Here is a 13,261-nt window from a genome sequence, read left to right as displayed (position 1 = left end):
TAGTACGAAAGCCCCCACCATTCGGTGGGGGCTTTCGTCATTTCTGGGGTGTGGTGTGACTCTCCACACCGCTAGCGTGTCGTGATTCCTGTATGTAGATTGGTCTGACCGAGGACAGCGGGCACAGTTGCCCCATGTCTGAACTAGCGACAGGAGACTCATGAGCCACCACATCGCAGCAGTCAAGCCAGACGACGCGACGCGTCTGACTGAGATTGGTCAATTGACTGCGCTGGCGTACCTGTCGGACGGCTTGGTTGATCAAGCCCATCCATACATTCCGCAGCTCAAGGACGCCAAAGCGCGCGCGGAGGTCGCTGAACTCCTCATGATGACTGACGGCAGCGACGGCTCCGGGGCGGTCATCGGGACCATCACCGTGGTTCCTCCAGGATCTGAACTTGCAGAACTGGGCACTGACGACGCCTATGAACTGCGCATGCTCGCGGTATCACCCCTGGAACGGGGCCGTGGCATCGGAGCAGAGTTGACCAAAGCCGCGATGGAACGCGTCAAGGAGCATGGGGGCAAGAGCATCGTGTTGTCGACCATGGAGTCCATGAACATCGCTCACCGGCTCTACGAGCGCATGGGATTCGAGCGCCGGCCGGACCTCGACTGGACTGTGATCGACAACGACGACGGCACCGTGCGCAAGGTAATGGGCGGTGAGCCCGTGGGCGACGCAGAAGCAGGTGTGGCCATTCGACTCCTTGGCTACTCGTGGGAGGCCTCCTCCGAGTAGCGGTTTTCCGCCGGCAGGTTTCTGACCGCTGAGCGTGACGGAGTCCCAACGGCCGCTACTAGACTTGCGTCCATGTCTTCCCTCGAACGCTCTGACGTGGAGCGCCTTGCGGCGCTAGCGCGCATTGATATGACCGATGAGGACCTCGACCGCTTGTCCGGGCAGCTCGCTGCCATCGTGGACTCAGTGGCGAAGGTCGCGGAGGTCGCGGGCCAGGATGTTCCCGCGACGAGCCACCCCATCCCCATGAGCAACGTGCACCGTCCCGACGAGGTACGGCCGTCGCTCACGCAGGAGGCGGCACTTGCTGGCGCCCCTGAAGCTGAAGAGGGCCGCTTCCGCGTGCCCCAGATCCTTGGGGAGGAAGCATGACCGACTGGACCCGAGCATCGGCCGCCCAAATGATCGCCGCCATGAAGGCAGGCGAGGTGACCTCTGTCGAACTGACGCAGGCGCACCTCGACCGCATCGCGGACGTGGACGGCGCAGTTCACGCGTTCCTTCACGTGAACGGTGAGGAAGCCCTTGAGGTCGCGCGCGGCGTTGACGCTGCCCGGGAAGCAGGGGAGGACCTCCCTGAACTCGCCGGCGTTCCCATCGCGGTGAAGGACATTCTCGTCACGCAGGGAATGCCGACCACCGCCGGCTCGAAGATCCTCGAAGGCTGGGAGCCTCCCTACGACGCGACGGTGACGCGCAAGCTGCGCGAAGCGCGCATGCCGATTCTCGGCAAGACCAACATGGACGAATTCGCCATGGGCTCGTCGACGGAGCACTCGGGGTACGGGCCAACCCACAACCCGTGGGACCTCGAGCGGATCCCAGGCGGCTCCGGCGGTGGTTCCTCCGCGAGCATCGCGTCGTGGGAAGCCCCGCTCGCCATTGGCTCGGACACCGGCGGATCAATTCGCCAACCCGCGTCCGTCACCGGCACGGTGGGCGTGAAGCCCACGTACGGTGGCGTATCCCGTTACGGAGCTATTGCGTTGGCGAGCTCGCTCGACCAGCTGGGGCCCTGCGCCCGCACGGTCGAAGACGCCGCGCTCCTGCACGAGGTCATGGGCGGACACGACCCCATGGACGCCACGAGCCTCAATGAGCCCGTGCCATCCTGCGTTGCCGCAGCGCGCGAGGGGCGCGAGGGCGACCTGACCGGTGTGCGCGTCGGCGTCATCAAGGAACTGTCCGGCGAGGGGTACCAGGCAGGCGTTGAACAGCGCTTCAACGAGAGCCTCGAGAAGCTCAAGGGCCTGGGTGCCGAGATCGTCGAGGTCTCGTGCCCATCGTTCGAGTATGCGCTGGCCGCGTACTACCTGATCCTGCCGTCGGAGGCCTCGTCGAACCTCGCGAAGTTCGACTCCGTGCGCTTCGGCATGCGGGTCGAGAAGGGCAACGTCGAGCGCACCATGGGTGCGACGCGTGCAGAGGGCTTCGGCGACGAGGTCAAGCGCCGCATCATCCTGGGTACCTATGCGTTGAGCGCGGGCTACTACGACGCCTACTACGGCTCGGCTCAGAAGGTGCGCACACTCATCCAGCGCGACTTCGAAGCCGCGTTTGAGAAGGCGGATGTCCTGGTCAGCCCCACGACGCCCACCACGCCATTCAAGATCGGCGAGCGCATCGACGATCCGCTGGCGATGTACCTCAACGACGTCGCCACGATTCCGGCGAACCTCGCCGGCATCCCTGGCATGTCCTTGCCCTCGGGAATCGCACCTGAAGACGGATTGCCCACGGGCTTCCAGATCCTGGCACCAGCGCATGAGGACGCGCGGATGTACCGCATCGGTGCTGCACTTGAGAAGGCACTGGCTGCCGAATGGGGAGGCACCTTGTCCTCGCAGGCGCCCGAGTTGGAGGTGGCCAAGTGAGCAACATGACCTACGACAGCGCGATGGAGCAGTTCGACCCGGTCTTCGGTATCGAGGTCCACGTCGAGCTCAACACCAAGACCAAGATGTTCTGCGGTTGCGCGAACGAGTTTGGCGCCGAGCCCAACACCCAGGTGTGCCCCGTATGCCTGGGACTGCCCGGCTCGATGCCTGTGGTGAACGACAAGGCCGTGGAGTCCGCGATCCGCCTTGGCCTGTCGCTCGGATGCGACATTCGCGAGTCCAGCCGCTTCGCGCGCAAGAACTACTTCTACCCGGACCTGGCGAAGGACTACCAGATCTCGCAGTACGACGAGCCGACCTGCTTCGAGGGCAGCCTCGACGTGGTGCTCGACGACGGTGAAGTCTTCACAATCGGCATTGAGCGCGCCCACATGGAGGAAGACGCCGGCAAGAACACCCACGTGGGTGGCACCGGTGGCATCCAGGGGGCCTCGCACTCGCTCGTGGACTACAACCGTGGCGGCGTGCCGCTCGTCGAGATCGTCACGCACCCCATCAAGGGTGCCGGCGCCCGCACTGCAGAGGTGGCGCGTGCCTACGTTGCCACCATCCGCGACATCGTGAAGGCGCTCGGGATCTCCGACGGCCGCATGGAGCAGGGCTCGGTTCGCGCCGACGTCAACCTGTCGCTGCGCCCCAAGGCGGCCCCGGGCGAGGACCAGGACGTCGTGCCCTTCGGCAAGCGTTCCGAGACCAAGAACGTCAACTCGCTGCGCGCCATCGAACGTGCAATCCATCACGAGGCCGGCCGCCAGGCTGACCTGTTGCTCGCCGGTAAGCCGGTTGTGCAGGAGACCCGCCACTGGCACGAGGACACGAACTCGACCACGCCCGGCCGCTCCAAGGAAGAGGCGGAGGACTACCGGTACTTCCCAGAGCCCGACCTCCTTCCCGTCGAGCCCAGCCGCGAGTGGGTTGAGGAACTGCGTGGAACGCTTCCGGAGCACCCCGCCAAGATGCGCGCGCGCCTCAAGGAGGACTGGAACTTCTCCGACATGGAGATGCGCGATGCCGTCAACGCGGATGCACTCGACCTGATCCTGGCGTCCGTCGACGCGGGTGCCACGCCCCAGGCCGCGCGCAAGTGGTGGATGGGCGAACTGGCCCGCACCGCTAATGACCGTGAGGTCTCGCTTTGCGACCTGCCCGTCACGCCTGGCCACATCGCCGAGCTTCAGAGCTTGATCGACGACGGCAAGATCAACGACAAGCTCGCGCGCCAGGCGCTCGAGGGCGTCCTCGCCGGTGAAGGATCCCCGGCCCAGGTTGTCGAGTCGCGTGGTCTCGAGGTCGTATCCGATGACTCAGCCCTCGAGGCAGCCGTGGACGAGGCGCTCGCAGCGCAGCCTGATGTTCTGGCCAAGATCCAGGACGGCAAGGTTCAGGCCGCCGGCGCTATCGTCGGTGCGGTCATGAAGGCCACCCGAGGACAGGCCGATGCTGGTCGTGTGCGGGAGATCATCCTCCAGCGGGCAGGTGTCGAGGGCTGACCGCGCTCTACGCGCCGCACTAAGACAAATCCGAGACGCCGGGTCTCGCCCCTTTCGAGGGAGCGGGGCCCGGTGTTTCGCGTTCTAGGAATCGCCACCGAGGTGCTTGAGCAGCAGCACCTGAGCGACGATCATGCGCTCAATCTCCTCGGGGTCGACGGACTCATCGGAGGCGTGGATCCGCGACTGCGCCACGTCTTCTGGGCCCCACAACACGAACTCCGCGTCCGGGGAGGCGTGCTGCAAGGTCTGAAGCAGCGGGATCGAGCCGCCGGAGCCCGCCTCGCTCGCGGTCATCCCGAACGCCTCCTCCATGGCCGTGCGCGCTGCGGCGTAGCCGGGTCCGTCCGTGGGGACGCGGAAGGGGTGAGCGGCCTTGATGCGCTGCACCTCGACGTGTGCGCCCCACGGGGCGTGGGTTTCGAGGTGGCTGACGAGGGCGTCGAGCTCGGCCTCGGGGTCGGTGCCGGGGACGATGCGCATCGAGATCTTGGCGCTGGCATGTGGGAGAACGACGTTGGAGGACTCGGCGATCGAGGTGGTGTCGATGCCGATGGCGTTGATGGACGGCTTGGACCACAGGCGGTCGGCGATGGTGCCGGTGCCGGTCAAGGAGACACCCGGCAAGAGGTCCGCACCAGAACGGAAGTCCTCTTCCGTCATGTCCGAGCCCTCCCAGGGTGCCCCGCTCACTCCGGCGACAGCCACGTCGCCGGCGTCGTCGTGCAGCGTTGACAGCAAGCGGGCCAGAGCCATCATGGCGTCGGGAGCGGGCCCGCCGTAGACGCCGGAGTGCAGGGGGTGCTCGAGCGTTCGCACGGTGACGGTGCAGGACACGTCCCCACGCAGCGCCGTGGTCATGACCGGCTCGCCCACGCGCAGGTTGCCCATGTCGGCGATCACGAAGAGGTCGCACTCGAACAGCTCGGGATGCGCCTCGACAAACTCTTCGAGGTTGCTCTCAGTCTCCTCCATGCCCTCGATGATGATCCGCAGTGTGCAGGGGAAGTCGCCGTCGAACGCGCGCAGCGTTCCTAGAAGCGAGACCAGTCCGGACTTGTCGTCAGCTGCGCCGCGCCCGTAGATACGGCCATCGTCCTTGCGCGTGGGGGTCCACGGGTCCGACGTCCAACCTTGAGACTCGGGAGCCGGCTGCACGTCGTAGTGGGCGTACAACACCACGGTCGGCGAACCCTCGGGGCCACGTACTTCGCCGTAGATCGGCGGGTAGCCGTGCGGGACATCGGCCAGGTGGGCGTCAGGGATGCCGGCTTCCTGGATCAGCGCGAGGGTCCGCTCGGCCATGCGGTGCACGGGCTCGGACGGGTACCCCGGAAACGCGATCGACGGGATAGCAGTGAGCTCTTCGAGGTCTGCAACGACCTGGGGCATGAGTTCGCGGACACCGGTGGAGACGTCGTCAGTAGACATGGGGGAGAACCTTTCGCTTGAAGAGAGTCGATCGCGGCGCACGCGCCCACTAGAAGAACGCGCCGATGGCCGCACCCGTTGCGACCGTAGTCACCACGAGAACGAGCATGGGGATGAAGAAACTGTGATCGATGAGTTTGGTTCCGAGCTTGGTCGATCCGGTCTGGTCAAAGTTTGCGGCCGCAATCTGCGGACCGTTGGCGGGCAAGGTGTAGACACCGCCCAGCGCGCCGCCCCACATGCCGGTCACGATGCCCGGCGGAAGCCCCGCGGCCAGGCCAATCGGCACAATCGCGCGGGTCGCCGTGGACTGGCTCGTCGTCATCGCAGCGACCTGGAACACCGCCACCGCGAACAGGAACTTCCAGTCCGTCACCCACGCGCCCACAGTCTCGACGATGTAGTCCTCGTGCGCCTGGATGAACGTCGCGGTCAACCACGCGATACCAAAGAGCGCGATCGCGGACACCATGCCGGCCTTGAACACCGACTTCCCGGGCACGGTGTCGACCTTGGGCCGCCCCACAAAGATGATCGCGGCGGCCGCCACCAGCATGATCAGCACGATCACGACCGTCATGCCCACCGCCTGAGTCTCGCCGTCAATCGTGAACGACGAGCGAGGTGACGAAGATACCGATGATGCACGAGGGGAACGTGATCGCGAGGATGGCACCCAGCCCCAGGTTGTACGGCGCGACGTCGGTCAAGGTGAGCATGGCGGCCATCGCGGCGGACACCGGGGACGCGGCCAGCGCGATGCCGGACTGCACAACGGTGACCGTGAGCGGCCGCGAGGGGCGGATGTTGTTGCGATACGAGACGTCGTAAATGACGGGAAGCAGCGGGTAGATGATGTTGCCGGTGCCTGCGCCCACCGAGAAGAAGAACGCGGTCAGGGGAGCGAGGAACGTGATCTGCCGTGGCCGTTTCTCGATGACCCGGGCGGCCATCGCGACCATCCAGTCGATTCCGCCGGCTGCTTGCATGAGCGCTGCGGCGGTGACGACGGCCAGAATAATGGCGATCGCGTCGGCTGGTGGCTCGCCGGGTGCCTCGCCAAAAACGAAGACCAGCACGAATGTGCCCACGCCGCCCCAGACCCCAACGCCAACGCCGCTAGCCCGCGTGCCCATCACGATGGCGCCTAGCACCACGAGCACTTCCAGCACGAAAATCCAGTCCACCGCGCCTGGCCCCTCTCGCCCATCTACCTGTGGTGATGAGACTACGCGGGTGCGTAGGGCTGCGCGCGTTGCGTCATGGGACACTGGCCAGATGATCACCGTTTCCGTTCCTGACAATAAGACGGCCGATGCTGTGGGCGACCTGGGCGAAGGAGCCCGCCTCGTGGTGTGGGACCCGGCTGAGGAAGATGCGCCCGACAGCGAGCGCGACGCGATCACTCTCGCGTGCCTGGCCCACCGCACGGGTGGCCGGACCGCCTATGGACGCCTCGGCGAACTGCCAAACCTGCAGGGCATCCAGATCCCGAGCGCTGGCTACGAACATGCTCTTCCCTTCGTGCCAGAGGGGGTGGCGCTGTGCAATGCGCGCGGCGTGCACGACACCCGCACCGCGGAGATGGCCCTCCTGCTGGCGCTTGCAAGCCAGCGCCAGCTGCCGCGCTTCATGGACGCTCAGCGCCGTGCGACGTGGGAGCCATTCGAGACCGCGCCGTCGCTGGCAGACAAGCGCGTGCTGGTCGTGGGGTACGGGGCGATTGGTACGGGGATCGGTGCGCGCATGCGTGCCTGTGAGGCTGAGGTGGAGGGTGTGGCTCGTTCAGCGCGCACGGCGCCCGATGGCACTCGCGTTCACCCCATCGACAGCATCCTCGGGATCCTGCCGCGCTTTGACATCGTGGTGATCGTGACGCCCCACGACGACTCCACCCACAAGCTCGTGAATGAAGAGTTCCTTGCGGCGATGCCCGATGACGCACTGCTGGTCAATGTGGGACGCGGTGCGGTGGTCGACACGGACGCGCTGGTACTTGAAGCCGAGGCCGGCCGCCTGCGCGCGGCACTCGATGTCGTGGACCCCGAGCCGCTTCCCGACGACCACCCGCTGTACTCCGCGCCAGGCGTGATCCTTACGCCGCACGTCGCGGGCTTCGCGCAAATGGATGACCCTCGCTACGTCGCGCTCGTCCACCGCCAGGTGGAGTCGCTGCGCGCCGGAGATGGCCCGGTTCACCGCGTCAACTAGCGCCGCGGCGCTCCCGCTTTAATCCGGCCGATGCTCGCCCGCCCTGGCCGCTTTCGCTCGCTTGTGCAGGGCGAGCGTTTCCGTACGGGCGACTTTGTGGTCGACGATGGGAGACGGGTAAGCCGGGGTGTCGACTTCGGGCACCCAGCGTTCGACGTAGCGGCGCTCAGGGTCGAACTTCTCGGCCTGCGTGGTCGGGTTGAAGATGCGGAAGAACGGTGAAGCGTCGCGGCCGGTCCCTGCCACCCACTGCCAGTTGAGCTGGTTTTGCGCGTGGTCGTAGTCCAGGAGCGTTCGCCGGAAGTGGTCCGCGCCGCGCTGCCAGGGGATGAGCAGGTCTTTGACGAGGAAGCTCGCGACAACCATGCGCACCCGGTTGTGCATCCATCCAGTCTGCTGAAGCTGGCGCATTCCTGCGTCCACCAGCGGGAAGCCTGTGCGGCCATCGCGCCAGGCCATGAAGACCTCATCGGACTCGCGGCCCGTCAGCCAGTCCTCCTCACTGAGCACGGAGGCCAGTGACTCGCGGCGCGCACTGGGATGGTGGTGGAGAACGTCCGCATGGAAGTCGCGCCAGGCCAGCTCCGACTCGAAGACCCTGGGCCCGTCGCCCCGGACCGCCGCGCTCGCGGCCAGCACCGTGCGCGGGTGGATCTGTCCGAATGCGAGGGGGATCGACAGGTGAGAGGTGGAGTCGAGGTCGGGCCGGTCGCGTTCGGTGGCGTAGCGCTCGATGCCACCGGCCATGAAGCCCTCGAGATGGGAGAGGATCCGGTCCTCCCGAAACTCTGGGTGCCGCACCCATGGATCGGAGGTGTCGCCGTGGGCGGCCATCTGATCGAGGTCCACGTCCCCGTCGTGGCGACTCCACGTGCTCATCGCGGTGAGGTCCGCCGCGGGCGCAGGTGCACGCCACCCGTGCTGGCGCCATGCATTGCGAAAGGGCGTGAAGACCTTGTACTCGGTGCCGTCGGCCTTGGTCACGCGGCCAGGCGCAACGGCGTACGGAGACCCGGTGAGCCGGAGCTCCCGACCATCCGCGATCAGCGCGGCGGCCACAGCGTCCTGCTCGGCGACACCTGAGGGGCTGAACTCGCGTGCTGCCCACACCACCGGAGCATCGGCCTCACGGGCGGCCTCGGCCACCACGTCCGCAGCGCTTCCGCGCCGGACCGCCAAGCCCCCGCCCAGTCCCGCTCGCAGCTGCCACAACACGCGAGCAAGATGACCGATACGCCGGCCCGACCAGAAGTGAATGGCGGGGGTCCAGGCAAAGATGGCCCGAGCATCGGCCCTCCCCGTCGCTTCGAGGAGGGCTGGGTTGTCGCTGACGCGCAGATCGCGACGTGCCCACCACAGGCCGGTACCAGCGGAGTCGCTCATGTGAGGAGAAACAGCAACGGCCGCCCAGGTGTTCCCGGACGGCCGTTGCCTTGAGGGGCGGGCGCGGCATGGTGTTGCCGCACACGCTCATGGGCGTCGTCGTCTACGCGGGAGGGGTAAGGGCGCAGACGTGCCCACGGTTGAAAAAAGTCAGAAGGAAATCTTAAACGCTGACGGGCGCGAACTGGTTCACGTGTGCCACGGCTGCGTTGACGAAGTTGCTTAGCACGGCGCGCTGGTTCTCGTCCTGGAGCGAGCCATCCTGGCCGAAGGAGTCGGCGGCAAAGTGGAAGAACGTCTCAGGCTGGCCCATCGTGGGCGAGTTGAAGTGCCCGAGGATCGCGCGCAGGTGCTGCTGGGCGGCCGCGGTTCCGACAGTGGAGATGGACGCGCCCATGATGGCGGTCGGCTTGCCGGTGAACGAGTTCTGGCCCCACGGGCGTGATGCCCAGTCCAGCGCGTTCTTGAGAGCGCCCGGGATTGAACGCGAGTACTCGGGGGTGACGATGATGACGCCGTCAACGCCCTCGACCTGGTTCTTGAAGTCTGTGGCGACCTGAGGCCAGTTGCCATCCAGCTCGTAGTTGTAGACGGGCAGGTCCTTGATGTCGATGAACTCGAAGCTCACGTCCTCGTCGGTGACGAGGGAAGGCAGAACGTTGGCGACAACGCGGTTGATGGAAGCGTCAGCAACGGAGCCGACGAGGATGCCGATTTTGGGCATGGGTGTTCCTTTCACAGCGGGGTGGGGTGTGTTCGCCGTCTTCTGCGTCGGCGTCAGGTCTAACAATACGTGATGTCTCAACTATTCCCGACGCATGTAAATTTCTGCGCGCTTCCCACCCTGAATCCCCACCGGCAAGCGACAGTAGGACATGAGTGCTCGTGTGAGCGTTCAAACGTGCACAGATGTCCCACTGTCGCCGCAAAGGGTCAGGACAGCTCGCGCCCCGCGTAGATGTCGGCGGCATCTCGCAGGAGTGCTGCGGCGCCGGGTGCGACCTCGTCGTAGTTGTTGCGGAAGCGCTCGTCGTCGACGTACATCTGCGTGAGCCCGCGGTACGTCTCCGCCTTCGGGGTCCAGAACAGCGACACCCACGCGTAGTGCTTAGCGACGATCTCTTGGACCTCGGGACTGTCTGGCGTGAAGCCCACGCGGATCGCGGCTCCCAGCGCCTCGACGACCTCGCGGTGCGTGTCGAGGTGGCGCTGCTGGCCATCCTTGCCGAGCGCTTCCCACTTCGCGTTGGACTTGTCGACGCTGTCGTCGCCCCAGCGCTCGCGGGCCTCGGGCTCGTACGCGGTGTGGTCGAATCCGTTGAGGATCTCTTCGTTTGTCATGGTGGTGCCTTTCTCAAGTGAGTCGATGGTCGCCGCGACGGTGGATGCGAGCTTCGCGTAGCGGTCGCGCTCGGCGGTGAGGGCCGAGAGATGGTCGCGGAGGGTGGCTGCGGTCACCGCGGGATCGTCGGAGTCGACGATGTGGGCGATGTCAGCCAGGGGCGTGCCGAGTTCGCGCAGCACGAGGATGTGTTGCAGGCGCAGGATCTCGGTGCGGCCGTAGCGTCGGCGGCCGTCGTGCCCCGTGGTCGCGGGGGAGAGGAGGCCGATGCTGTCGTAGTGACGCAGGGTCCGCGATGTCACGCCACTCAGGCGTGCGACCTGTGCGATGTCGAGGAGTGCGTCCGGTTCTGTGGTGCTCATGGAGATCAGCCTAGAAGTTGACGCTACGTCAATGTCAAGGCGAATTTTTTGCTTGCCCGCGACACCCATGCATCGGCCCGTTCTAGACTCGTGCCCATGACAACGACGCCGGACATGAAGCCCCGCTCCCGCCAGGTCACCGATGGACTGGAGGCCACCGCCTCGCGCGGCATGCTCCGCGCTGTCGGTTTGGGTGACGACGACTTTGCGAAGCCGCAGATCGGAATTGCGAGCTCGTGGAACGAAATCACGCCCTGCAACCTCTCCCTTGACCGCCTCGCGAAGGCGTCCAAGAACGGTGTGCACTCCGGTGGCGGCTACCCGCTCGAGTTCGGCACCATCTCCGTTTCCGACGGCATCTCGATGGGCCACGAGGGCATGCACTTCTCGCTGGTGTCGCGGGACCTCATCGCTGACTCCGTCGAGACCGTCATGAGCGCCGAGCGCCTCGATGGCTCCGTGCTCCTGGCCGGCTGTGACAAGTCGCTTCCGGGCATGCTGATGGCCGCGGCTCGCCTCGACCTCGCCTCTGTCTTCCTGTACGCCGGATCGATCATGCCCGGCCACGTGAAGCTCTCCGACGGCACCGAGAAGGACGTCACCATCATTGACGCCTTCGAGGCCGTGGGTGCGTGCCAGCGTGGACTGATGTCCGAAGAGGACCGCCTCGCGATCGAGAAGGCCATCTGCCCCGGCGAAGGTGCTTGCGGCGGAATGTTCACCGCCAACACCATGGCCTCCGTGGGCGAAGCGCTCGGCATGTCTATCCCGGGCTCCGCATCGCCGCCTTCCGCCGACCGCCGCCGCGACTACTACGCGGTGAAGTCGGGCGAGGCCGTCGTCAACATGCTGCGCCTCGGGATCACCGCGCGCGACATCATGACGAAGGAAGCGTTCGAGAACGCCATTGCCGTCGTGATGGCCTTCGGTGGTTCCACCAACGCTGTGCTCCACCTCCTCGCGATTGCCCACGAGGCCGAGGTCGACCTTACCCTCGACGACTTCGCGCGCGTTGCCGCCAAGGTTCCGCACCTGGGAGACCTCAAGCCCTTCGGTCAGTTCGTGATGAACGACGTTGACCGCGTGGGCGGCGTGCCCGCAGTGATGAACACGCTGCTCGAGGCCGGACTCATGCACGGCGACGTCATGACGGTCACGGGCAAGACGCTCGCCGAGAACATGGCAGAGCTCAAGCCCGAGAAGATCGACGGCCGCGTGGTGCGCGCGCTCAACAACCCGATCCATAAGACCGGTGGCATCACAATCCTGAAGGGCTCGCTGGCACCCGAAGGTGCTGTCGTGAAGTCCGCTGGCTTCGACGAGTCTGTCTTTGAGGGCACGGCGCGCGTGTTTGACCGTGAGCGTGCAGCCCTGGACGCCCTGGCTGATGGCACCATCCAGGCCGGCGACGTCGTCGTCATTCGCTACGAGGGCCCTAAGGGTGGTCCGGGAATGCGCGAGATGCTGGCCATCACCGCTGCCATCAAGGGCGCCGGGCTTGGCAAGGACGTCTTGCTCGTCACTGACGGTCGCTTCTCCGGCGGAACGACCGGCCTGTGCGTCGGTCACATGGCGCCCGAGGCCGTCGATGGTGGCCCCATCGCGTTCGTGCGCGACGGCGACAAGATCACGCTCGACGTGGCCAGCGGCGCTTTGGAGTTGAAGGTGTCTGAGGATGAGCTCGAGGCTCGCAAGGAAGGCTGGGAGCCCCTGGCGCCCGTCTACACCCGCGGCGTGCTCGCCAAGTACGCGAAGCTCGTGCAGTCCGCGTCGAAGGGCGCAGTGCTGCAGTAACTCTTCGCCCTCTTCCCCTGGCCGTACATACTCGGCGGGATTTCGGACTCACGCGACCCCTGGCCGTGCTTTCCCGTCGGTTTCGCCGGGCGAGCGTTGCCAAGCCGTGACAGCATCGGCCCTATGAAACTCGAGATCGGCCCCTTGGATCACACCTTCACCGCGCCCATCGGCGTCGACGTGAAGGGCGAGACGTGGCCGTGCGTCGAGATGCCCGACTCCGCGGAACTGTTCGGCACCGGCAAAGCCGTGCGCGTCGACGCGACCGTCGATGGCGTGGCGCTCGAGAACGTAGGCCTCATGGTCACCGGGCGCGGCGGCCACATGCTGTCGCTTAACGCCAAGGTGCGCAAGCAGTTGGGCAAGGGCGTCGGCGACGATGTCACGGTGACGTTGACGCGGCGGCGCACCTGAGTCTGGCCTGAGGCAAGGCATCCGGCCGATGCTGGGGCTGGCCTGGCTGGGACGTGCCAGGTGGGGACGGGGACAGTGAGGCGGGGAAACCGTCGGAGACGTACGGCCAGGAGGCTCGCGAGCCCCAAACCCCGCCGAGTATGTACGGCCAGGGGAGAAGGGGACCAGTGTCTCATTATTCGATATGGTGA

The 13,261-nt window shown here is 66.0% G+C and carries 13 protein-coding genes; 7 read left to right on the top strand and 6 right to left on the bottom strand.

Annotation, left to right across the window (positions count from 1 at the left end; all coding sequences use genetic code 11):
* Positions 1–160: 160 nt before the first annotated feature.
* The 4 genes from AOP74_RS11960 (at position 161) to gatB (ending at position 4,133) form a co-directional block, all read left to right on the top strand.
* On the top strand, positions 161–745 hold the full coding sequence (locus AOP74_RS11960) for a GNAT family N-acetyltransferase (protein WP_082096331.1): 585 nt from the start codon (positions 161–163) through the stop codon (positions 743–745).
* 72 nt (positions 746–817) lie between these two features.
* Positions 818–1,117, top strand: a complete 300-nt coding sequence (gene gatC, locus AOP74_RS11955) for an Asp-tRNA(Asn)/Glu-tRNA(Gln) amidotransferase subunit GatC (RefSeq protein ID WP_061962573.1) — start codon at positions 818–820, stop codon at positions 1,115–1,117.
* Entirely contained in the window at positions 1,114–2,619 is a 1,506-nt protein-coding gene (gene gatA, locus AOP74_RS11950; protein WP_061962572.1) for an Asp-tRNA(Asn)/Glu-tRNA(Gln) amidotransferase subunit GatA, read from the top strand. Before gatC ends, gatA begins: the two co-directional genes overlap by 4 nt.
* 5 nt (positions 2,620–2,624) lie before the next feature.
* Complete coding sequence (gatB, locus tag AOP74_RS11945; RefSeq protein ID WP_061962630.1) at positions 2,625–4,133, top strand: Asp-tRNA(Asn)/Glu-tRNA(Gln) amidotransferase subunit GatB; 1,509 nt, start codon at positions 2,625–2,627, stop codon at positions 4,131–4,133.
* 84 nt (positions 4,134–4,217) lie between these two features.
* Here gatB and AOP74_RS11940 read toward each other — a convergent pair whose 3' ends face one another.
* The 3 genes from AOP74_RS11940 to AOP74_RS12450 are packed head-to-tail and all read right to left on the bottom strand — an operon-like array spanning position 4,218 to position 6,751.
* Positions 4,218–5,564: a dipeptidase gene (locus AOP74_RS11940; protein ID WP_061962571.1), complete on the bottom strand. Its 1,347-nt coding sequence runs from the start codon at positions 5,562–5,564 to the stop codon at positions 4,218–4,220.
* A gap of 49 nt (positions 5,565–5,613) precedes the next feature.
* On the bottom strand, positions 5,614–6,144 hold the full coding sequence (locus AOP74_RS12455) for an anaerobic C4-dicarboxylate transporter family protein (RefSeq protein WP_369345504.1): 531 nt from the start codon (positions 6,142–6,144) through the stop codon (positions 5,614–5,616).
* 22 nt (positions 6,145–6,166) lie between these two features.
* Positions 6,167–6,751: an anaerobic C4-dicarboxylate transporter family protein gene (locus AOP74_RS12450; RefSeq protein WP_369345503.1), complete on the bottom strand. Its 585-nt coding sequence runs from the start codon at positions 6,749–6,751 to the stop codon at positions 6,167–6,169.
* Positions 6,752–6,842: 91 nt separating this feature from the next.
* Here AOP74_RS12450 and AOP74_RS11930 point away from each other — a divergent pair, with 91 nt between their 5' ends.
* On the top strand, positions 6,843–7,775 hold the full coding sequence (locus AOP74_RS11930) for a 2-hydroxyacid dehydrogenase (protein ID WP_082096362.1): 933 nt from the start codon (positions 6,843–6,845) through the stop codon (positions 7,773–7,775).
* Between the two features lie 18 nt (positions 7,776–7,793).
* On the opposite strand, the gene AOP74_RS11925 is transcribed toward AOP74_RS11930, so the two are convergent.
* From AOP74_RS11925 to AOP74_RS11915, 3 genes are all read right to left on the bottom strand, one after another.
* The gene (locus AOP74_RS11925) at positions 7,794–9,158 is read right to left on the bottom strand and encodes a cryptochrome/photolyase family protein (protein WP_061962569.1); all 1,365 of its coding nucleotides are present in this window, start codon (positions 9,156–9,158) and stop codon (positions 7,794–7,796) included.
* 163 nt (positions 9,159–9,321) lie between these two features.
* Positions 9,322–9,882, bottom strand: coding sequence for an NADPH-dependent FMN reductase (locus tag AOP74_RS11920; protein ID WP_061962568.1), 561 nt, complete (start codon positions 9,880–9,882; stop codon positions 9,322–9,324).
* Positions 9,883–10,091: 209 nt separating this feature from the next.
* Positions 10,092–10,862, bottom strand: a complete 771-nt coding sequence (locus AOP74_RS11915) for a MerR family transcriptional regulator (protein WP_160297492.1) — start codon at positions 10,860–10,862, stop codon at positions 10,092–10,094.
* 96 nt (positions 10,863–10,958) lie between these two features.
* Here AOP74_RS11915 and ilvD point away from each other — a divergent pair, with 96 nt between their 5' ends.
* Together ilvD and AOP74_RS11905 are read left to right on the top strand one after the other, a co-directional pair.
* Positions 10,959–12,656: a dihydroxy-acid dehydratase gene (ilvD, locus tag AOP74_RS11910; protein WP_061962566.1), complete on the top strand. Its 1,698-nt coding sequence runs from the start codon at positions 10,959–10,961 to the stop codon at positions 12,654–12,656.
* A 123-nt stretch (positions 12,657–12,779) separates the two neighbouring features.
* Positions 12,780–13,070, top strand: coding sequence for a DUF1905 domain-containing protein (locus AOP74_RS11905; protein WP_061962565.1), 291 nt, complete (start codon positions 12,780–12,782; stop codon positions 13,068–13,070).
* Positions 13,071–13,261 lie beyond the last annotated feature (191 nt).

It is taken from the genome of Demequina flava (assembly GCF_000975035.1).
GTDB lineage: Bacteria > Actinomycetota > Actinomycetes > Actinomycetales > Demequinaceae > Demequina > Demequina flava.
Note: the sequence above shows the minus strand (reverse complement) of the source record. Positions and strands in the feature narration are given on the sequence as shown.